This window comes from Gardnerella sp. DNF00038 (assembly GCF_049262855.1).
Classification (GTDB): Bacteria; Actinomycetota; Actinomycetes; order Actinomycetales; family Bifidobacteriaceae; genus Bifidobacterium; species Bifidobacterium vaginale.
This window is the reverse complement of the sequence record NZ_CP058407.1, coordinates 488,129-511,113: the sequence shown is the minus strand read 5'-3', so window position 1 is coordinate 511,113 and position 22,985 is coordinate 488,129. Positions and strand designations below refer to the sequence as shown.

The window sequence follows — 22,985 nt, the reverse complement described above, 5'->3', positions numbered from 1 at the left end:
AAATTATTCAGTTGGCGAAATTCCTCCGGCATAGGACGACATTCCAGCACCAGCACCAATTCCAGCACCAAAGCTAGCAGGCAAATTGTTCAAATTATAGCCGAGCGCCTCAAGCTGCGCGCGCCCATCTTCCGTAATATTTTCAACACTCCAACGCGGTTTCCAAGTCCAATCAATACGAAATTCATCAACTAATCCAACAAGCGCACTCGCGCACTCGTCTTCAATCAAATCCGTAAGCGGGCAAGCAGGCGTTGTAAGCGTCATCGTAATAATCGCGCGTCCAAGCTCATCAATTTCAATCCCGTAAACTAAACCTAAATCAACTACGTCAATTCCAAGCTCTGGGTCTACAACATCATGCAAAGCATCCTGAATGTCTTCCTCAGTTACGCGACCGATGCTATTTACGTTGATCTGAGATTGAGCTTGATTTTCTGCCATAATATTCCTTATTTTTAGTGTTACACTGCGATTTTATAAAGCCACATACGATTTTATAAAGCCTCAATAGCCTTTGCAATACCGTCTTTTAAGCCTTCCCATGCAAGCAATGCGCACTTTATTCGCATTGGATATTTAGAAACGCCTTGAAAAACCATTGCATCTTCCAACTCATCTTCGTCTTGCTCGTTTTCTAATCCCGCTCCCCTAGATTCCATAAGCTTGTGGAAAAGCGCGGCTAATCGCAAGGCATCCGCAACAGTTTTTCCCTCAACCAAATCAACCATAATCGAAAGACTAGCTTGCGAAATTGAGCAACCATGGCCATCCCACTTAATACTTTTAACAAGCGCATTGCTTGAATTGTCAACGTTTTTAGCGAGTTCCACATGCATCGTAACCTCATCTCCACAAGTTGGGTTAAATTGATGAGATTTTCCTAATGCGTAATTTTTATTAGCTTCTACAGCACAATTTTCATGATGATTTGTAATTGTTATATTAGAATTGTTTTTTAACTCATCGGTTGCTGGCGACTTATCCGAAGCCTCCTCAACTTTCTCTTCCTGCTCTTCTGCTTTAGAAAGACTTTCTGTGTTTGAAAAATGTGTTTTTCCGTGCGGATTTCTAGCAGCATCTAAAATCACTTCTTGATACATGCTTTCTAAGCCACTACCGTCGTCAACACTCATATCAAACATATGCTCTCCTTATTTGTTATTAAACAGTATTTTATTTGAATTCTATTTGAATTTTATTTGACAATACTATGCACCAAAGTATGCGCGAACATGGGAAACAGCTTCCACAAGCGCGCGAGCTTCTTCGATTGTGTTATAAACTCCAACAGACGCGCGATTTGAAGCATACACGCCAAAATGGCGATGAATCGGCTGAGCACAATGATGTCCAACGCGAATCGCAATTCCTTGCGCATCCAAAAACTGGCCAACGTCATGCGGATGCACGCCTTCAACCTCAAAAGAAACCGTTGCAATACGGTTGTTTAAATCAAGCGGCCCAAGCACGCGAACGCCCGGAACATCCTGCAATTTCAACAATTCTGCAGCAAGTTCCTGCTCGTGCTCTGCAACTCGGTTCATGCCCAATGCGCGCAGCCAATCCGCAGCTACTCCTGCAGCAACCATTTGTGCAACTGGCTGAGTTCCCGCCTCAAAACGGTAAGGCGCTTGCATATATTGCGCTGGCTTGTTAAGCCACGCAAGCTCCACCATAGATCCACCAAAATTGGCTGGTGGAAGACTGTTCAAAAGATTGCGGCGTCCATACAAGAACCCAACGCCCGTAGGGCCGTACATTTTATGCGCGCTAAAAGCTGCAAAATCAACATCTAGCGCATGAAAATCAACTGGAATATGCGGAACAGACTGGCATGCGTCAAGAACAAAAATTGCACCAACCTCATGCGCACGCTTACAAATCGGCGAAACGTCCGTAATAGCGCCAGTAACATTGCTAATATGCGTAACTGCAACGATTTTCGTGCGCTCGTCAACAATCGTGCTCAAATAATCCGCGTCCGCCCGCACTCGACCATCTTCACTTACATCGATCCAGCGAAGCTCTGCACCCAATCGAATCGCAAGCTCTTGGAACGGCAACAAAACAGAATGATGGTCTGAGCGAGAAACAACAATATTATCTCCCTCATTAATCACAAAATGCTTGCGCAAAGTTAAGTTATCTTCAGCAAAACCAGTGCGATTTAATCTAGCGTTAATCGTAGCGTTCCCAATAGAAGTGGCAAGAAGATTTAGAGCGCCCGTAGCACCAGGCGTAACAATAATCTCTTCGTTTCCTTCTTCACTACAAGCACCAACGAGTTTTGCAACTTTTGCACGCGCTTCTTCAAAGGCAACTGTCGAAAGCGCCGCCAACTCGTGCGCCCCCCTATGCACGCCAGCATTAATAGTCTTATAAAATTCGCTCTCTGCATCGATTACAACCTGCGGCTTTTGAGCAGTAGCTGCAGAATCTAAGTAAATCAAGGGTTTTGAATGTACTTTGCGACTTAAAATTGGAAATTGAGATCTCAAATCTTCAAACTTGTGCATTAACACAGTATCTGTCTCAAGATTTTTATGATTAAACATTCAAAATCCCCTTTTAAGCAAATTTATACAACCTATACAATCAAATTTTATAAATCTTGTTCATAATTTAAAAGTCGCTCCCCCAAAACAAAGATTGAAGGAACGACTTTCAAAATTTAAATTTTAATAATTAGCGTTTTATGAACAGCTAATATTAATTAGAATCCAAACTCTGCAGCAGCCTGACGAAGAGTTTCCGCAGAACGCTTCAAAGCAGCAAGCTCGCGATCCGAAACTGGAGTGTTCAAGCGAGAGTTTACGCCATTACGGTTCAACAAAGTTGGAACGGACATGCAGACGTCTGAGATTCCATGGAAATCGTCAAGAAGAGAAGATACTGGCAAAATGCGGTTAGTATCGCGAAGAACGGCTTCAACAATATCAACACCAGACATAGCGATAGCGTAGTTTGTAGCGCCCTTACCGTTAATAATCTTGTAAGCTGCGTTCTTAACTTCTTGATGAATCTCTTCGCGCTTAGCTTCATCCAATGGCTCATGACCTGGAAGAGCATTCCACTCGCACATTGGAACACCACCAATAGTTGCAGAAGCCCAAAGAGGAACTTCGGAATCGCCATGCTCGCCAGCAATATAAGCGTGAACATTCTTAACATTCACACCAGTTTGCTGCGCAATAAGGAAGCGCAAACGTGCAGAATCAAGGTTTGTACCAGATCCAAACATTTGATTAGCAGGAAGACCAGAAAGCTTCATAGAAACATGCGTAACAACATCCACAGGATTTGTAATAAGCATGTAGATAGCGTTTGGAGCGACCTTCACAACATTAGGAATAATCGACTTCATAATGTTGATGGTTGCACCTGCAAGCTCCAAGCGAGTCTGACCAGGCTTTTGACGAGCACCAGCAGTAATAACAACCATGTCTGCGTCACGGCAGATTTCAACGTCATCTGAGCCATCAATAGAAACGGCTGGATAGAAGCTAGAACCATGCTGCATATCGAGCACTTCTGCCTCAACACGTTCCTTAGCGATATCCTCAAGCACAATTTCACGAGCAACACCGCGCTGAGCTGCAGCAAACGCAAGCGTGGAACCTACTGCACCAGCACCAATAATCGCAAGCTTAGTTGGCTTAACCTGAGAACTCACCATTAGAAAAACCCCTTTTCCACAAACCGAGTCGACCCTTATAACTTATAAATAGAAAAATACAAGGGCTGCTCTCACATTAAGAGCTATATGTGTATAAACAGTTTTTACTTTAATCACACCACCGGAATTTTGTTTAAAGTGCAATTTGCATAAGTTTTGCAGCCAAAGAATCGCCAACAAAAGCATCTAATTCTACACCAGAATCCTTATATTCCGCGGATTTTACAATACCGTTTTCCCTAACTCTAGATAGCAAAGACCCAGAATAATCGCTATAAGGCAATGTAACTTTAACATGAACATGTGGTGAAGGTAACAAATTTTCTATACGCGTTCTTAAACGGTCAATATTTGTTCCACTTGCAGCAGACACAATTAAAGAATCAGGATACAACGATTGCAAGCGTAAACGCATTGGTTCTTGCATAACATCCGACTTATTAAAAGCAATAATTTGCGCTATATCTTCCACACCGTCAATTTGAGCTAAAACCTCGTTAACTGCCTCAATTTGAGAAACAGGGTCTGGGTGAGAACCGTCAACTACGTGCAAAATTACATCTGCATTACCAACTTCTTCCAAAGTTGATTTAAACGCTTCTACTAGCTGAGTAGGCAGCCTTCTAACGAAGCCAACAGTGTCTACAAGTGTATAAGCGCGACCATCTTTAGTTAAAGATTTTCGAACAGCAGTATCCAAAGTTGCAAAAAGCGCGTTTTCTACAAGTTCTTTAGATCCTGTAAGTCTGTTTATAATCGAAGATTTTCCAGCATTTGTATACCCTACTACTGCAACAGTTGGAATATCTTGACGACGCCTAGATCCGCGCTTTGTCTCGCGAGTTGGTGCCATTAGTGCAATGTCGTGACGCAATTTTGAAATTCGATTCCTAATTGCGCGCCTATCCATTTCGATTTTTGTTTCTCCAGGGCCTCTAGAGCCTATTCCTGCATCTCCTGCAGCGCGACCACCAGCCTGCCTAGAAAGAGCAGCACCCCAACCTCTAAGTCGCGGAAGCATGTATTGAAGCTGAGCAAGCTCGACTTGTGCCTTTCCTTCCCTACTTGTTGCATGCTGAGCGAAAATGTCTAGAATAACAGCCGTTCTGTCTACAACCTTGACTTTAGTGGCATCTTCCAAAGCTCTTCTTTGGCTTGGTGGAAGATCGTCGTCTACCACAATCGTATCCGCATCATTTTGCGCCACAACCGCTGCAAGTTCACGCGCTTTTCCAGAACCAACATACGTTGCTGCATCTGGTCTGTATCTTTGCTGCAACATGCCGTCGCATACTACTGCGCCAGCTGTTTTAGCAAGCGCCGCCAACTCTCTAAGGGACTCTTCTGCTTGGCTTAAAGTTCCGCGAGCGCTAGACCATACTCCTACTAAAACAACGCGTTCTAGTCTTAGTTTTCTGTATTCTACTTCGGTTACGTCTTGTAATTCTCCAAGACCCGCAACTCGTTTTAAGGCGTTTCTTGATTCGCGCTCTTGCCAAGCTTCATCGTTACTTTCTAGGCTTGATCCAGTGTTTGTGGAATCTAGTAGTACTTCGGAATGTCCTGAAAGAACGTCTTTATGCTCATTTTTATGCTCAGGCATATTATTATCACCACTCGCCAAATTGCTGTTTGCTAAAGTATCTACCAAAACTATGCCCTTTGCTATTTTGCTTTAACTACTAACGCTAAATCCCCTGTTAATACACGATTTACAACGTTTGTTTTATTATTGTGAATCTAGAAGACATAATTTTTAACGCAACACTAAAATGGCTATTAACACTTTTAATAAAACTAAAAAGACGAGCAGCATTAATGCTACTAAAACAAACAAAAATACTAAAGAAGCTAAAACTGGCGGCGAACAGTATTTTTCCGCTAATCCAAACTCTTTAGACTTAAGACGAACTTTGCATGTTGATTTGCGCGGTCACGAGGTTAGCGTGCAGGTTTCTAATGGAGTTTTTAGCTCCTCTAAGCTTGATTTAGGCACTGCAGTTCTACTTAAACACGCTCCACAGCCTCCAGAAAATGGGCGATTTTTCGACATCGGTTGCGGCTGGGGTGCTATTAGTTTGGCTTTAGGTTTTGAATCCCCTAATGCGCAAATTTATGCTGTAGATGTTAATGAACGTGCTCTAGATCTTACTGATATTAATGCCAAGAATGCTGGATTAAACAACATTCACACTTATCTTGTAGAAGATGCATTAAAAGAAGATGCGCTAAAAGACATTGATCTTATTTGGTCTAATCCTCCAATCCGCGTTGGAAAAGACGTTTTGCACAATATTTTGATCACCTGGCTTCCTCGCCTAAAAGTTGGTGGAGCTGCTTATTTAGTTGTTCAAAAAAATCTTGGCTCCGATTCCTTAATCACTTGGCTTTCTAAAACTCTTGGGGAAGATTTTAGCGTTGAAAAATACGCAAGCTCTAAGGGATACAGGATTATAGAAGTTTTAAGAAAATAAGATTTAGCAAAATTTAACAGGATTGAATATGAACTTTGACTATCCTAGTGAACTGCCGATTTGTGCTGCACACGACCAGATTATTGAAGCCATTAAAGAGTCGCAGGTTATAATCGTATCTGGTCAAACTGGTTCTGGCAAAACCACTCAAATCCCAAAAATGGCTTTGGAACTTGGCAGAGGTGGTCGCGGAAAGCAAATTGTTCACACACAACCTCGACGACTTGCTGCGCGCACAGTTGCCGAACGAATCGCAAGCGAAATGGGTGTTAAGCTTGGCGAAGAAATCGGCTATCAGGTACGTTTTAACGACGAAAGCTCATCTAAAACAAAGCTTCGGATAGTTACGGATGGTATTCTACTCGCTCAAATTCAACGCGATCCACTTCTTACGCGCTATGACACTATTATCATTGATGAAGCTCACGAGCGTAGCCTAAATATTGATTTTTTGCTTGGATATTTAACAACTCTTTTGCCAAAGCGCAAAGACTTAAAACTTATTATCACTTCTGCAACAATAGATTCTGCAAAATTTAAAGACCATTTTGAGCAAGCGCTGCACATTAAGGTGCCTGTTATAGAGGTTTCGGGGCGAACATACCCCGTGCGCGTACTTTACGAGCCGCTTGGAAGCGCGCCTTCACTTATGAGGCACGTTCCAGGTTTTGCCGATATTGCTATGGATGATGAAAGCGTTGCGCAAAGCCAAAGTCTTTCGGAAAGCGGCGATATTTGCGACGAAGACATTGCTTCTGCTGTAACTCGCGCATGCGCGCAACTTGTGATTCATTCAAACCACACTCAAGGCGCGCGCGATATTATGGTTTTTGCTTCTGGCGAGCGCGATATTCGAGAATTTGAAGCATCGTTGCGTTCTTATTTCGGTGCGCGTGCAAGCGACATGAATCGTAGTGACGCCATTGAGATTGTTCCACTTTTTGCACGTCTTTCTTCTAAAGACCAGCATCGCGTTTTTGAACACCACACACATCAGCGCATTGTAATCGCCACTAATGTTGCAGAAACTTCTCTTACAGTGCCTTCGATTCGCTACGTTGTAGACCCTGGTTTTGCTAGAATTTCTAGATATTCTAAGTCTGCTAAAGTTCAGCGTCTTCCTATAGAACCTATTTCTCAAGCAAGTGCAGATCAGCGCTCTGGTCGTTGTGGGCGAATTGCAGATGGCATTGCTATTCGCTTGTATTCTAGGGAAGATTACGAAACTCGCCCGCGCTTTACCGACCCCGAGATTTTACGCACTTCACTCGGCGCTGTTGTTTTACACATGCTCTCTGTTGGTGTTGCTAAAACTGGCGAAGATATAACGAATTTTGGATTCATTGATCCTCCAGATATTAAGGCTGTAAGCGACGGCTTTAACGAGCTTAGTGAACTTGGTGCAATAAGCAGAAAATCAGGCTTCATCACTTTAACTCATATTGGACGCGAGCTTTCTAAACTACCGATTGACATTCGTTTAGGACGCATGATTATTGAAGCTGCGCGTAAAACCACTCCTAATACTCTTGCTGCTGTGCTGGTAATTGTGGCGTTTTTGAGTTTGCAAGATCCGCGCGAACGTCCGGAAGATAAACGCGATGAAGCAGATAGATTACACAATCGTTATGCAGACGAGTTAAGTGACTTTTTAACGGCATTGAATATTTGGGATCGCATATTCCAAGCGGATGGCGAAATAAGCAATAACGCGCTAAGGCGACTTTGCAAAGAGGAATTTTTCCACTTTTTACGCCTAAAACAGTGGAAAGATTTAGTTAATCAGCTTAAAGATTTATGCAAAGAACTTCATTATAATGTTGGCGAAGCATTACCACTTAAACGCGCACCTTTGCAAATCCGCCAATTACCAAATAATCAGCAAGCTGCTCACAGTCTTTGCTGCACTTGGGATTACCAAGGAATCCACGCTTCTATGCTTTCTGGCTTGCTTTCTATGATTGGCATGCAAGTTATTCGCGAGCCTAAGGCTTCGGATTTTGCAGGTCTTCGCGGAACAGCCAAAATTCGCGCTATTAAGCGCGCTCAAAAAATGGCAAAAAACGATTATCAGGGTGCTAGAAGCACAAGGTTTGCAATCTTTCCAGCTTCATCTGTTTCTAAAACAACTCCTTCTTGGATTATGTGTACGGAATTAGTTGAAACTTCTAGACTTTGGGCAAGGTATTGCGCGCAAATCGACCCTGCTTGGGCAGAGTCTTTAGCTAAGAATCTTACTCGCGTAACATATTCAGATGCTCATTGGAGCGCAAGCAAAGGTGCAGCAATCGCCCAATCGAAGGTGCTTTTGTACGGCTTGCCTATTGTGCAAAATCGCACTGTTCAATGGTCTAAAATCAACCCTTACGAATCTCGAATGTTAATGATTCGTCAAGGCTTAGTCGAAGGAAACGTTCAACAGCGTTTTCCATTCAACGATTTTATCTCCTCAAATATTAACATTTTAAACGATGCCGATAATCAAACAAATCGCACTAGACAGGCAAGCGAAACTGTAAACGACGAGGATTTGTTTACTTTTTACGATAATAAACTTCCTCAAGAAGCTACGACTATTGCAGATTTAGCTAAATGGTGGAAAAATTACAGGCTCCAAGACCCGCATTTTCTTGATTTTAACCCAGATTGTGTTGAGCGCTTGCAATACGCAAATGACACTGATTTGGCAGATTACCCAGATACTTGGCATACGATTGGAACAGACGGTCAGAAAATCAACTTGCGTTTAAGCTACATTTATGATCCGCATGATCCTTTAGATGGTGTAACTGTACACGTTCCACTTCATGCGCTTTTGCGACTTAAACCTCAAGAGTTTACTTGGAATGTGCCAGGCTTATTAGACGAGCTTATTATTGGCATGATTAAGTCTCTTCCTAAGACTTTGCGCGTACAATTCGTTCCAGCTCCAGATACTGCTCGTAAAATCCGTGAGTGGATAGATGACAATTATGACTATCTTCCAGGAATAAACGAAAATCCACAAGAAGATTTTATTTGGCAAGATTTTAGCGAAGTCTTTACTAAAGCTGCGATTAGTGTTGTTGGAGCACAAATCCACCCAGAAGTTTTAAGCGATGAACAGTTGCAACGGCTATCTCCTTATTTGCGTATAACTTTTAGCGTTGAGCAAAAGAAAGCTAATCAAAATAAATCAAACAATTCCCATAATCAAAGCAAAAAGCGCATTAAGCCTACTGTTTTAGGAACAGATAAATCGCTAATAAGTCTTCAGCATCGCTTTGCAAAATCAGCTCAAGAGTGTGCATTAAATGTTGTTAATAGCAAAGCGATTAAAGCTGCACAAGCTGGAAATGTTGTTGAGAGAGCAGATTTGTTACACAAGTCTGGTGCAACTAATCTTTCTAGATCTCAAATGGTTTGGCAGGGCGCGCTCAATATGCTTATTTTAGATGATAAACGTATTACATCTAGATGGCTCGGAAGTGAGGCTCTGATACTTGCTTCTGCACCTTATAAGTCTTCTAAAGATTTGGCCCAAGATTTGCAAATGGCAGCTATTAAGCGACTTATACCAGATACACAAAAAATTACTAACGATGTTGAGCTTAAGGAAGCTGTTGGAAATATTGCCGAAGTATACGAAGATACAGTTTATGGTATTGCGCACGATGTGATTGCTATTTTGAAGCGTTTTGCTAAAGTTAGCACTGCTGTTGGCGGCAAAGCCGACTTGCCAATGCTTAGCGTTCTTCAATCGATTAGAGAACACGCAGCCTCACTTGTTTTTCCTGGATTTATTGCAAAAGCAGATTCTAGCGCACTTAGTTCAATAGAACGCTACTTGCATGCTGATTTAATTAGACTTGATAAAGCTAAAACAAATAAGGATAGAGATGTACGATGGGCTTGGCAAGCAGATGAAGCTCATAAGCTTGTGCTAGAAGCTCAAAATAGAGCAGAAAGCTTGCCTGCTGGACCTAATAGAGATGAGGCTCAAGAAAAAGCTCAAAAACTAAAGTGGATGTGCGAAGAATTCTATGTTTCTCTTTGGGCACAAGAACTTGGAACAGCATACCCGATTAGTATTCAGCGTATGAAAAAACTATGTTAGCGTAAAAACTATGTTAGCGTAAAAATGCGCGGCATAAGACTACAAAAAGTGGTCACTATCCACGCAGCCAAAGATGACTGCAAGATAGTGACCACTAATATATTGGGTAAAGATTAATTACTCTTTAACCATAACGCTACGAACTATGTAAACCACCAAACCTATGAAGGCTACAATAGCGCCCATCATAAGCAAGTTTGAGTATCCTGCAGCTAATCCTTGAATATTCGCAAAGGAGAATCCTTTGAACAGATTTCCAGCAAAGAATCCGCTGAAAATAGAAATACCAATAGAAGCTGTAACGTTCATAACCAAATCGTTCATACCGCAGCCACGACCAGACTCTTCAACAGGCAATGCGCTAAGAACAGTAGAAACGATTGGCGAATACATAAGTCCGCACCCAGCGTAGTAAACGCATGCGCACAGTGTTAATGTAAGGAACCCAGAATTGATGAATACAGCAGCACCAACCCATCCAAGAATCATAAGAACAGCAGCTGTAATAATACCAGCTTTACGTCCAATGAAACCGATGATTGTTCCAGAGCAAGTGCCAAACACTGCTGCTACGACGAATGCCCATACAAGGTAAGAAGAAACCTGAGAAGTATCCATCTTGTATAAAGCACCGCCAATTACATTGTAAATTGGAGGCATGCAATAGTTAGTAAAGTAGAAGATGAATATCAAAACAATGCCCGAAAGCCAACGCTTATTCTTAAAGAATGCAGGAGTCACAAACGGGTTCTTTGCCTTCATAATGTATCCAGCGAACACAACAAACAGGACGATGGATCCAAGTAACAATCCCCAAACTTTGTAAGAGAAGAACAAAGTCAACAATGTCACAGCAATACCGAATATGGTAAAGCCGAGTTTATCAATCTTTCCACCAATACCATTCTTAGTCGGTAAGCATTTAACGAGTACTGGCAAGAACAGAATGGTTATCGCAGGAATAAGGAACAAATATTGCCAAGCAATAGAGCTAAGAGCACCAGCAGCAAATACGCCGATAGAAGCAGAAAGCTGATATGCGGCAGTAAAGAGTCCAAAGAAAATAACTTTCAAATCATTGCGCAAATACTTAGTTGCAATAACAAGGAAGGAAGAACCTGCTACCTGTTCACCAGCAGTTTGCATAATGCGAGCAATAATAACAGTCCACAAATTTGGAGTAAAGAAGAAGTTTGCAATAAAACCAAACAAGGAACCAACAAACAGTGTTACAAGACCGATTGTTATAAGTCTGCGAAGAGAAACAAAGTCACCTAGAGAACCGTATATAAAGCACACGATACCTAGAACAATAATTGGCAAGCTTGTAATAAGCGAAGCTTGATCAGGGGCACCAACAGCCTTGCCAATCTGGTCGAATACAAGATTAAATCCCTGCAAACATAATGTTCCAAGAATAAAGGTTATAAGCAACAAAATCAGCGAGTAAATCGCCACTTTGTCGCGGGTTTTTGGATCCTCGTATGGATCTACCGCAGTAGATTTTGCAATTTCAGTCATAATAATCCGATCAATAAATATTTTTAATTTTTACATTTACGCATAAAGCATGTTGTGCAACAAGAAGCGTAGAAGGTCGCAAAATGTTGCGCAACACAAACAATATGATCTCAGCCAGCGATTTTTGCCAAACCAGAAATACGCGTCATAAACTCGTTCAAGAATCGTGGAACGTCTACACCAACAGCAACTTGCATTGTCTTAACAGGGTCATTCAAGCGCGTAACATCACCGATGGTACGACCGCGAGTTGGACCTTCCACATCAACCTGCATGTTAATTGGAAGCGTTGTAACAAGCGTTGGATCAACTGCAACAGCAACAGCCAAAGGATCATGCAAACCACATCCACCAAGGTGCGGAGCAGTGGTTTCATAAGCTTTGATGTAAAAATCAGTCATATCTGCAAGGAACTTGCCAGCCTTGGTGTTAAGATCACGCCATTGCTTTGTCTCCTTGTAAGTAAGCAAAGTCTGTAAGGTAACATCCAAACCAATCATTGTCACTGGAGCACCAGAACGGAATAGAATATCTGCAGCATCTGGATCTTGGGAAATATTCGCCTCAGTCCAAGCGTTTACGTTTCCATGAATGGTGAGCGCGCCACCCATCAAAACAATCTTTCCGATTTCGTCTTTGATTTCTGGAGCTTTCTTCAATGCAGCAGCAATATTGGTCATTGGACCGGTTGGAACATACACTAAGTCCTTGCCATATTTCTTTACGGAATCAATAATGAAATCAACAGCGGATTCATCTTCTGCTTTGCGAGGAGAATCTGGAATTTCAACATCGCCAATTCCATTGTCACCATGAATAAAAGCAGATATTGGAAGCACTTCAAACGAATCTTTTGTGCTTGCGTGTGAAAGACCTTTATAAACTTTTACTTCTGGATGCCCAAGTAAATCTGTGATTGCAAGCGCGTTACGAACACCTTGCTCCATTAAAACATTACCGTATGTGCCAGTTATGCCAATAAGCTCCATTTCAGGACTTCCAAGAGCATAAGATATAGCGAGAGTATCGTCAACACCAGTATCAAGATCAAGAATCAGCTTCTTCACTTGAGTTACCTTCCTTCTTATATTTAGGCATGGCTTACAGTCGTTGTAAATCATGGGTGTAATTGAATATCTAACTTGATATTTAAGTATCACCAATTTAAAAATTTTATTATTATAATCTCGAAAAGCAATGGCATATTTAAATAGAAGCAAGAAGGCATAATGTTGCTTTAATTGTTAATATTCACGAATTTTGTTATAAAATGTTATAATTTTCAACAAACGTTAATATATATAAACATATGTTTAGATTATAGCTGTGAGCTCAGCCATAAACTAAACATATGAATACAAAAAATTAAAACGCGTGTCAACAATCACAAATAATAACATTTGAAAAATATCCAAAAATTTAGATTTGACACGCGCGAAAGCAATGCAAAAGAAAACTAAAGTCTAGGCAAATACTTCTGCAATTCAAAAGGAGTGACCTGACGACGATACTCTTCCCATTCCTGATGCTTATTACGCAAGAAATACTCAAAAGCATGCTCACCAAGTACGCTAGCCACAAAATCAGACTTCTCCATAATCTTCAAAGCCTCATCCAAAGACTCAGGAAGTGGCTGAATACCCATAGCCTGACGTTCAGCATCCGTAAGCTCCCAAACGTCATCGCTCGTAGGCTCACATAAAATCATCTGCTTTTCAATACCATCTAAACCAGCAGCCAACAAAACAGAGTATGCAAGATACGGATTCGCCACAGGGTCGAGCGCGCGAAACTCCATACGGCAAGAATTACCTTTGCCTGGCTTATATTGAGGCACACGCAAAAGCGCAGAACGGTTACTATGACCCCAGCAAACATAGCTAGGCGCTTCCGCTCCACCCCACAAGCGCTTATAAGAGTTCACATACTGATCGGTAACAGCGCAAATTTCCGCAGCATGATGCAAAATACCAGCCGCAAATTGGCGCGCAATAAGCGACATATTAAACTCTTGCCCAGCCTCGTAGAAAGCGTTGGAATCTCCTTCAAACAAGCTTAAATGCGTGTGCATACCAGAACCAGGCTGATCCGTTAAAGGCTTAGGCATAAAGCTCGCATACATTCCGCGCTCAAGAGAAATCTCCTTAACAACAGTGCGGAAAGTCATAATGTTATCTGCAGTAGTAAGAGCGTCTGCATATCTTAAGTCAATCTCGTTTTGACCAGGGCCACCTTCGTGGTGAGAATACTCAACAGAAATACCCATCTGTTCAAGCATGCTCACAGCACTACGACGAAAGTCCATTGCCGAACTTCTTGGAACATGGTCAAAATACCCACCTTCATCAATAGGAACAGGTGCTTTAGACCAATCGTCTTGCGTTTCAAATAAGTAAAACTCAATTTCTGGATGAACGTAAAAAGTAAAGCCTTTTTCTTTAGCTTTTGCGAGCGCAGTCTTAAGAACATGACGAGGGTCTCCAAGAGACGGCTCCCCGTCTGGCGTTAAAACGTCACAAAACATGCGTGCCGTACCCTCTGGGCCGCCATGCCATGGCAAAAGTTGGAAAGTCGAAGGATCTGGCTTAACAATCATGTCGTCTTCTAAAACGCGAGTCATGCCTTCAATCGCAGACCCATCAAAGCCAATACCCTCTTCAAACGCAGCTTCAAGCTCTGCTGGAGCAATAGCAACCGATTTAAGAGTTCCAAGTACATCCGTGAACCATAGTCTAATAAAACGGACATCACGCTCTTCAACCGTACGCAAAGCGAACTCTTGTTGTCTATCCATATCTACAGTCCAATCAGTATTCAAGTCTTATATTTTTCAACATGTTTTTAGAGCAAAACGCAATGACTATATTATCTCTTATATTTAGTTTTTATTTAGAAATATAGCAATGAATTTACTTACTTTTAATTTAGCGTATTTGCAAGATTAGGCTCACATTTTTTTGCCATATTTATAAAAAATCTCTTTAGCTTGCTCATCACTTAAATCATCCGTATAAGTAACCTCAATCCCAGACTCTTTAAGATCTTCAACTGTCGCATAACAAATCATAAGATCTTCCACACATCTAGCAGACATGGTAAGAACCATGGGAGGAATAGCATCCTGTACTTCTTTTTTATATTCGTAGACTTTTGCATCAATTTTATTAGCTCGATTCACCATTAAAATCGCTGGAATACCGCGAAAATACTCTGTGAATCGTTTAACAGATTTTTCTGGATTATCCTCGTCTAAATCGCATAAAACGGCGACTCCACCGTTCTCGTCACTAAAACATTTAGCTCTAATACCAGCCATTTTACAAAAAGCAGCAAGAAGCTCCCCTGGTTCCATAACAGTTAGAAACAGAGCACACTTGGCTTTTTTACCCAGCAAACCTTCCAAATCTTCTTCAAAGTTTGCTTGCTCAATTTTGTTTACAACATCATCGACAGAATCATGTTTTTGTTCATCGTTAAATTCTTTTTCAAATCCAAGTAACGCATCTTCAAGCTCTTTATCAGTAAAAGATGTGCGAACTTCTTTCGACTCTTTGGAATTAGAAGAATTATTGGAATTTTTCCCATTATTCGCAAAGTTTTTGTAGCTACTATCTTCACTCAAACCTTCATGATCTGCACACATTTTGTACCCCTAACTTATTAAACAGCTAGTTAACGCCACTTAAAAACACTTTAAGCATAATCTACGCGCTTGGCAAACAATTAGGACCAAACAATATTTTGATCTCTGCAAAAAGTGACGTATCTCGCTTAACTCTAAATCTATCTCCAAACGATAACACTTTTGCGCATCCTCTAGAATCAATCAAAGCAAGATTCATTTCGCAACAACCAGGATGTCTTGTAACAATATTTTCAAGCTCTTTTATACGTGACTTTTCTAATGCTTGCAAAGGAAGAACAATTGTAACAGGCTGAGCATCTTCCGCCTCTAAGCTTGGAACTTCAAACTCAGTTGCTCTTAAAGACACTGTTTCGTCTCGAACCTCTACCTGTCCCCTAATTCTCACAACTTGATCAATCGCAAGTTCTGCAGCAGATGACTCATAGACCTTACCAAAGAACATGCATTGTATTGAACTTTCCATGTCTTCAATAGTTACAATCGCCCAAGCATTACCTTTTTTAGATACTCGCCTGTCTACGCTAGTCACAAGGCCTGCAAGAGTTACCTGCTGATTTTCGCCCATAGTTTTAGCGCGATTTAAAAGCTGAGCAATCGACATTTCCCTAAGACCAGCCAACACAGCAGAAAGACCACTCAAAGGATGATCCGAAACGTAAAGCCCAAGCATTTCTCGCTCAAAGTTTAGCTTCGTTTTTTTATCCCATTCTTCAACATCTGGAATGTTGATTTGAGCATCTCCAAGATCACTATCGGAATCATCAAGATCAGCAAAAAGATCAAACTGACCACCTGCCTGTCTGCGCTTAATAGAAATAACAGAGTCAATTAGTGGTTCACAAATTTCAAAAATAGCTCTTCTACAAGGATTAATTGAATCGAAAGCACCAGATTTAATAAGAGATTCGACAAGTCTACGATTCAAAGCGGCAAAAGATACACGGTTTACAAAATCCTTAAAATCAATAAACTTTCCGCGATCGCTTTCTCTTTCGCTAATAATATCGTTAACGGCTTTATCACCAACATTCCTAACAGCTCCGAGTCCAAAACGAACTACATCTCCAACTGCGGAATATTCAAGAACAGACTCGTTAATATCTGGCTGCAAAACACGAATACCCATGCGTCTAGCTTCACCCAAGTAGAGCGCTGTCTTATCTTTATTCGTGCGCTCGTTTTGAAGCAATGCAGCCATAAACTCCACAGGATAATGCGTTTTCAAATACGCAGTCCAATAAGAAATCAAACCGTATGCGGCTGAATGAGCCTTGTTAAACGCGTAACCAGAAAAAGGAACCAGAACATCCCAAACAGCTTGTGCAGCTTCTTCTGAATAACCATGTTCTTTCATGCCTTTAAAGAACGGGATTTTTTCTTTAGCCAACACTTCTGGCTTCTTTTTACCCATTGCTCGACGCAAAACATCTGCTTTACCAAGACTATACCCAGCTAAAATACGCGCAGCTGACTGCACCTGCTCCTGGTAAACAATCAAACCATATGTTTCTCCAAGAACATCTTTTAGCGGCTCAGCAACTTCAGGATGGATAGGCGTTATCTCTTGTAAACCATTCTTACGCTTGGCGTAGTTAGTGTGAGAATCCATATCCATAGGACCTGGTCTATAAAGTGCAATCAAAGCCGATATATCGTTAAAGTTATCTGGCTTAAGTGTGCGCAGAAGGGCACGCATACCGTCGGAATCAAGCTGGAAGACTCCTAAAGTGTCTCCCCTAGCAAGAAGCTGATATGTTTCCTTATCGTCAAGCGGAATTTTAGTGTAGTCAATAGGCTCTTTACCATTATGCTCAACATTTTTAAGCGTATCCCTAATAACTGTTAAGTTGGAAAGACCCAAAAAGTCCATTTTCACTAAGCCCAACGTTTCGCAAGTATGATACTCGAACGTTGTTGTTATTGTTCCATCAGTACGCTCCAAAAGAGGCGAAGTATCAGTAATCGGCTCCGAACCCATGATTGTTGCGCAAGCGTGAACACCAGTTTGGCGAATCAAACCTTCAATACCTTTTGCTTCTTCAGTAATTCGCTTCGTATCTGGATCAGTGTCATACATTTCGCGAAACTCGCGCGCCTCCGCGTATCTCTTTGATTTTTCATCAAAAATATCGTGGAAACTCATATCTTTTCCGTTTTTTGGAGGAGGCAGAATTTTTGTAATTTTTTCTCCAACGGAAAACTCGTAGCCCATTATTCGAGCTGAATCCTTCAATGCTTGCTTTGTTTTAATCGTTCCATAAATCACGCATTGAGCTACTTTATCTCTTCCATATTTTTCACCGACGTATTCCAAAACTTTGGCTCTACCATCTGGGTCAAAGTCAACATCAATATCTGGTAAAGATACTCTCTCTGGGTTTAGGAATCGTTCAAAAATCAGACCATGCTTCATTGGGTCAAGCTCAGTAATTCCCATAGCATACGCAACCATTGCGCCTGCTGCAGAACCACGTCCAGGACCAACCATAACACCATGTGCTTTTGCCCAATTTATGTAGTCCGCAACAACTAGGAAGTATCCGCAGAACTGCATTTGACATATAACACCACACTCGTAGTCTGCTTGTTTTAAGACTTCCATAGGAACATTGTTGTTATATCTACGCTCTAATCCTTCTTCAACTTTTTTAAGGAATAGCGAAGTCTCATCCCAACCTTCAGGGCAATCAAATTGCGGCATAAAAGCGCCATCTTCACCATCGTCGAACATAACGTTACAACGACGGGCAATTTCTAGCGTATTGTCACAAGCCTCTGGAAACTCTTTAAACAATTCACGCATCTGCTCAGCAGATTTTAAATAGTATCCAGAGCCATCAAACTTAAAACGGTCTGGATCATCCAAGCGCGATCCTGAATTAATGCATAGCATTGCATCTTGCGCTTCGCGATCTTCTTCGTGCACGTAATGCAAATCGTTTGTAGCAAGAAGAGGCGCATTAAGACGCTTAGCAATCTCAAGCAAATCTTTAGTAACGCGCGTTTCGATAGAAAGCCCATGATTCATTAATTCTATAAAGAAATTATCGCGCCCAAAAATATCCTGAAACTCGCCTGCAGCGCGTAAAGCCTCATCAAATTGACCTAAACGAAGACGCGTTTGGATAATACCAGATGGGCATCCAGAAGACGCTATAACCCCTTTAGAATACCTTGATAACACATCTTTATCCATTCGAGGGTATCGCATTACGCGACCTTCTAAATTAGCTATAGAAGACGCTTTGAGTAGATTTGTTAAGCCTTCATCATTTTCAGCCCACATTGTCATGTGCGTAATCAAACCGCCGCCAGAAACATCGTCGCTTCTTTGCGCTTCAGTTCCCCAATGCACTCTGCTCTTGTCTTGTCTGGCTGTTTCAGGGGTCACATAAGCTTCGATTCCAATAATCGGCTTAATTCCAGCTTTTACAGCAGTACTCCACATTTCGTATGCACCATGCATATTTCCGTGATCTGTAATAGCCACAGCTGGCATACCTAATTCTTTTGCACGTGCAACTAGGTCTGGTATCTTCGAAGCACCATCCAAAAGCGAATAATGTGTGTGATTATGTAAGTGTACGAAGTTTGTTTCCAACCTAGCCATAGTGGCTATTCTATAGATGCAATATGACCTGTTTTACTAAATAACTCTACTTTTACAATTCTTGTATGGCGTGTAAAGCGTGTTGCAAATCTAACGGATACTTCGATTCAACTTTAATAAGTTCTCCCGTTCGAGGATGCTTAAATTTTAGACTCATTGCATGAAGCCACTGTCTAGAAAGCCCTAATTTTTCACTTAATTGAGGATTTGCGCCATACATAGGATCGCCCACTACCGGATGTCCTATTGACGAAAAATGCACACGAATTTGGTGTGTTCTGCCAGTTTCCAGATTGACTTTCACTAAAGTCGCTCCCTTAAAACGCTCTATAACATCCCAATGCGTAATTGCAGGCTTACCTGATTTAGTTATTGTAAAACGAAAATCTGAAACTTTTGCTCGCCCAATTGGTGCATCAATTGTAGCTTTATTTTGTTTAAGATTTCCTTGGACTAAAGCGTGATATATTTTCTTCACACTATGATTTGCGAACTGTTTTTTCATTTCTTCATACGCAAAATCTGTTTTGCAAACCAACATTAATCCGCTTGTTCCAACGTCTAATCTGCTTACGATTCCTTTTCGTGATTCATCGCACACGGTTGTTTTTATTTCAACACCGCTTGCTTCTAGACATTCTGGCACTGTTGGGCCATCCCAGCCTTTTGCTGAATGCGCTGCAACTCCAACAGGCTTATCTACTACGACAATATCTTCATCATTATAAACTATTGGAATATTGCATATAGTGGATTTGCTAGTTGACTTTTCTTTTTGATCATCAACTTCCTCTTGATTTATAACAATCACATCTCCATCTTGTAAAGTGGAGGATTTTTGTGATTTTCTATCTAAGATTTTTGCTTTGCCACTATCGATTAGCGATATTGCGTTTGCACGCGATACTCCCATAAGTTTCGACAAACATACGTCGAACCTGCATCCAGCAAATTGACTCGTAACTGTAAAACGAATATCACTCATCAGCGCGCTCTATAAGAGGAATCCCAATCAAAATAAGGCATATAACTGCAATTCCTGCAAACATAAGCTCAATATCTGCAACATTCCCAACGGACCATCCGTAGTTTATAAAATCTACGACTTTTCCGTCCAAAAAGCCTTGAGCATATTGCGCTCTATCAATAAGATTTCCAAAAGCTCCAGCAAAAGCTAAAGCAAGCGCAATAGTCCAATATAAAGATTTTGTGTGCTTAATAACCGCAATCATAGCAGCGCATGCAACGCAAGCTAACACGCTAATAACCCAAGTAAAAGAAGAGCCTAAGCCAAAAGATGCTCCAGGATTCCTAACAAGAGTAAAAGAGAGCAAATGTGGAAGAATATCAATGCTTTTTCCTCCACTAAGCGCTGCTAATGCCCAAACTTTGGTTATGCGGTCTAAAACCACTCCAATAAAAGCAATCAGTGCAAAAACGGCTGCGCGATTACGCAGCCGTTCTACACGCATATCACAATGCGTCAATGTATTTTTCCAATCTAACTGGATTTAGTATAACTACTTTTGATCCTGTTGGTCCTGATTTTCCATAGAACTGTAAGTGTTCTCATCGGAAACTTGAGCAACAAGCTGACCAAGGAAGTCAGTCAAGCGAGTACGATACTCAGTTTCAAACTGCTTGAGGCTTTGAATGTTTCCTTCAATAACCTTAGTCTGCTTTTCAAGATTCTCACGCACCTGGCGAGCGTAAGCATCTGCAGCAGTACGAGTAGTGGAATCGTAATCCGCTGCTCTATGCTGAACTTCAGACTCATATTGATCAGCCTGATCGTGAGTTTGCTTAGAATAATCATCTGCAGCCTGACGAACCTTACCAGAATAAGCATCTGCCTCGTTGTGCGCGCGAGCAGCATAAGCGTCTGCATCGCTACGAGTACGAACGGAGTAATCATCCGCATCTCCACGAGTCTGCTTATTGTATTCATCAGCCTCGCTACGAGTACGATTAGAATAATCGTCTGCCTTAGTAACGATCTCGTTATATCGAGCTTGGCTTTCTTCGACTATCTGAGTTGCCTTAGCCTTGCCCTTATCTACATACTGATCGTGCAATTGCATTGCAAGAGTCAACATTGCTGTAGCGCGTTCTGGCTCAGAACCGCCCACTTCTGCACCGGCACCTGCAATCTTCTGCAAGCTACCTGTTTCCGTGCTTGGCTCCATCTTAGCAACCTGCTCACGAAGCTGCTCTTCACGTTTATGAGATTCTTCAAGTTGACGAGACAAATCCTGAACCTTTGCATTTTCCTGCTGTGTTACAACAAGCTGTTGACGGACTTCTTCCAATTCGCGACCCAAATTCTCGCTACTTGCTCTAAAGTCATCGCGTTCGCGAGTAACGTTTTCAAGCTCTTCATGAACTTTCTTATCAGCGTCTGCCTTAGCATTATCAGCATTTGCAGCCTGTGCTGTGAGCTGATCTACCTGAGCACCTAAACCATCCAGCTGCTCTTTAAGCTGCTGATTCTGCTCGCTCAATGCACGATTATTTTCTTCAGCTTCCTTAAGCTTTGCTGCAAGATCATTGTCATTCTTGTTCGCGCTGCTGGATGCTTCACGTAAATCATTATTTTCTTTTGTTAAAGATTCAACTTGCTTTGTCAAATCAGAAATCTTATTGTTCAAGCTAGCAACATCGGCGCCAAGAGACTGCGTGGAAGCTCCAAGCCCCTGCACTGCCTGCTGACCAAGCGCTTCTATTGTTTCTGTAACCTGATCCAAAAAGTCATCAACTTCGTCAACATCATAGCCTCCCTTGAATCGAACGATTTGGAAGGTATGCTCGCGAATGTCTTTAGGCGTTAACAGAGCCATAATGCATTACACCTCACTTTTGGGCGCGCAGCCCTTTTGATATATCTATTCGATGCTATCACGTCTATAGAAAAAATTGTGTAAAAAGCGATTATTTTTTTACGAAATCTACCAAATTTTTCTAAATTAATAACTAACGTGTCGCTTCATTAAAAATCGTGATTAATAAGCATCAGTAAAGCATGTTCAAAAACATTTGCAAAACTAGTAACAAAAAGTACACTACCATAAAACTCACGTCTAAACTTATGCTACCTAATCTTGCTGGTGGTATAAATTTTCGCGCAAATCTTAAAAGTGGTTCTGTCATAAAATATATGATTTGAGTGAATTTTTGCAAAATCGCATTTGGTTTAAAAGAACGAAATATAAACGGAATCCAATCTAAAACTGCGCGAATAAACAGTATTACTAGATAAGCGTTTATAAAAATATTCAAAATTAGTATTAAGCATATTACAAAATTCATTAAGATTTTCCTTTAAATTATTTTCAATAATTTTACACAATAGCTAAGTTAATCGTAAACCAAAATATAAGTACAGAATAAGTATAAATTTAAGGCAGATACCTAAAAGATATCTGCCTTAAATACAAGTTAAGCGTAGCAATCGAATGTTCGGTTGCTTGCGACTAGTCTCATGCTATTTAGCTTTAGGAGAATAAGTCGCGAGCAGATCCGCCATTAGGAGCATCTTCAACTTTTATATTTACTTGAGAAGGGCTTAAAAGAAACACTCTAGGAGTTACTCTTTCGATAGATCCGCGAACACCAAACACAACGCCAGCAGAAAAATCAACTATGCGATATGCAACGGATTCACTAACACCCGTAAGATTCAAGACAACTGGTGTTCCATCCCTTAAAGCTCTTCCAACTAATTGCGCATCCTCATAAGATTTTGGATGAATCGTAGTAATGCGACTCATACGACCTGCATTAGATCGAGTAGAAGCACCATTACCAGATTGTGCAGCATCACCATTATGAAGGCTCATAGGAGCAACACTGTGGTCGTTGTCAAACGAAGTATCTTGTGTCTGAGAATCAGCGAAATCATCGTCGTCCTGAACATCACTCATGCCTACATAAGACATCATGTTCTTCATAAAACCAGCCAT

General features: G+C 41.3%; 17 protein-coding genes. 2 read left to right on the top strand and 15 right to left on the bottom strand.

Going from position 1 to position 22,985, the window contains the following annotated elements:
• Positions 1 to 3: 3 nt before the first annotated feature.
• The 5 genes from HXT19_RS01915 to hflX form a co-directional block, all read right to left on the bottom strand.
• The gene (locus HXT19_RS01915) at positions 4 to 444 is read right to left on the bottom strand and encodes a metal-sulfur cluster assembly factor (protein WP_004115603.1); all 441 of its coding nucleotides are present in this window, start codon (positions 442 to 444) and stop codon (positions 4 to 6) included.
• Between the two features lie 53 nt (positions 445 to 497).
• Entirely contained in the window at positions 498 to 1,145 is a 648-nt protein-coding gene (gene sufU / locus HXT19_RS01910) for a Fe-S cluster assembly sulfur transfer protein SufU (protein ID WP_004116808.1), read from the bottom strand.
• A gap of 66 nt (positions 1,146 to 1,211) precedes the next feature.
• Positions 1,212 to 2,558 (bottom strand): SufS family cysteine desulfurase, encoded by a 1,347-nt coding sequence (locus tag HXT19_RS01905; protein ID WP_101887871.1) that lies wholly within the window; start codon positions 2,556 to 2,558, stop codon positions 1,212 to 1,214.
• A gap of 158 nt (positions 2,559 to 2,716) precedes the next feature.
• Positions 2,717 to 3,679, bottom strand: a complete 963-nt coding sequence (locus HXT19_RS01900) for an L-lactate dehydrogenase (protein ID WP_004112440.1) — start codon at positions 3,677 to 3,679, stop codon at positions 2,717 to 2,719.
• Positions 3,680 to 3,812: 133 nt separating this feature from the next.
• The gene (gene hflX / locus HXT19_RS01895; protein ID WP_013399502.1) at positions 3,813 to 5,282 is read right to left on the bottom strand and encodes a GTPase HflX; all 1,470 of its coding nucleotides are present in this window, start codon (positions 5,280 to 5,282) and stop codon (positions 3,813 to 3,815) included.
• A gap of 169 nt (positions 5,283 to 5,451) precedes the next feature.
• Here hflX and HXT19_RS01890 point away from each other — a divergent pair, with 169 nt between their 5' ends.
• Together HXT19_RS01890 and hrpA are read left to right on the top strand one after the other, a co-directional pair.
• Entirely contained in the window at positions 5,452 to 6,153 is a 702-nt protein-coding gene (locus HXT19_RS01890; protein ID WP_004116812.1) for a class I SAM-dependent methyltransferase, read from the top strand.
• 28 nt (positions 6,154 to 6,181) lie between these two features.
• On the top strand, positions 6,182 to 10,249 hold the full coding sequence (hrpA, locus tag HXT19_RS01885; protein WP_004112419.1) for an ATP-dependent RNA helicase HrpA: 4,068 nt from the start codon (positions 6,182 to 6,184) through the stop codon (positions 10,247 to 10,249).
• Positions 10,250 to 10,366: 117 nt separating this feature from the next.
• Here hrpA and HXT19_RS01880 read toward each other — a convergent pair whose 3' ends face one another.
• From HXT19_RS01880 to HXT19_RS01835, 10 genes are all read right to left on the bottom strand, one after another.
• The gene (locus tag HXT19_RS01880; protein WP_004112416.1) at positions 10,367 to 11,770 is read right to left on the bottom strand and encodes an MFS transporter; all 1,404 of its coding nucleotides are present in this window, start codon (positions 11,768 to 11,770) and stop codon (positions 10,367 to 10,369) included.
• 110 nt (positions 11,771 to 11,880) lie between these two features.
• Positions 11,881 to 12,837 (bottom strand): nucleoside hydrolase, encoded by a 957-nt coding sequence (locus HXT19_RS01875; RefSeq protein ID WP_004112414.1) that lies wholly within the window; start codon positions 12,835 to 12,837, stop codon positions 11,881 to 11,883.
• A gap of 389 nt (positions 12,838 to 13,226) precedes the next feature.
• Positions 13,227 to 14,564, bottom strand: a complete 1,338-nt coding sequence (glnA, locus tag HXT19_RS01870) for a type I glutamate--ammonia ligase (protein WP_004112411.1) — start codon at positions 14,562 to 14,564, stop codon at positions 13,227 to 13,229.
• Positions 14,565 to 14,717: 153 nt separating this feature from the next.
• The gene (locus HXT19_RS01865) at positions 14,718 to 15,413 is read right to left on the bottom strand and encodes a hypothetical protein (protein WP_004112409.1); all 696 of its coding nucleotides are present in this window, start codon (positions 15,411 to 15,413) and stop codon (positions 14,718 to 14,720) included.
• Between the two features lie 61 nt (positions 15,414 to 15,474).
• Positions 15,475 to 19,026: a DNA polymerase III subunit alpha gene (gene dnaE / locus HXT19_RS01860; protein WP_004115626.1), complete on the bottom strand. Its 3,552-nt coding sequence runs from the start codon at positions 19,024 to 19,026 to the stop codon at positions 15,475 to 15,477.
• Positions 19,027 to 19,078: 52 nt separating this feature from the next.
• Positions 19,079 to 20,011: an RluA family pseudouridine synthase gene (locus tag HXT19_RS01855; protein ID WP_004112404.1), complete on the bottom strand. Its 933-nt coding sequence runs from the start codon at positions 20,009 to 20,011 to the stop codon at positions 19,079 to 19,081.
• On the bottom strand, positions 20,004 to 20,498 hold the full coding sequence (locus HXT19_RS01850) for a signal peptidase II (RefSeq protein WP_004112401.1): 495 nt from the start codon (positions 20,496 to 20,498) through the stop codon (positions 20,004 to 20,006). Before HXT19_RS01850 ends, HXT19_RS01855 begins: the two co-directional genes overlap by 8 nt.
• Positions 20,499 to 20,546: 48 nt before the next feature.
• A complete protein-coding gene (locus tag HXT19_RS01845; RefSeq protein ID WP_004112400.1) occupies positions 20,547 to 21,863 on the bottom strand; it encodes a DivIVA domain-containing protein in 1,317 nt (438 codons plus the stop codon).
• A gap of 172 nt (positions 21,864 to 22,035) precedes the next feature.
• Positions 22,036 to 22,332, bottom strand: coding sequence for a YggT family protein (locus HXT19_RS01840; protein ID WP_421780510.1), 297 nt, complete (start codon positions 22,330 to 22,332; stop codon positions 22,036 to 22,038).
• Positions 22,333 to 22,517: 185 nt separating this feature from the next.
• Positions 22,518 to 22,985, bottom strand: coding sequence for a cell division protein SepF (locus tag HXT19_RS01835; protein ID WP_004122172.1), 468 nt, complete (start codon positions 22,983 to 22,985; stop codon positions 22,518 to 22,520).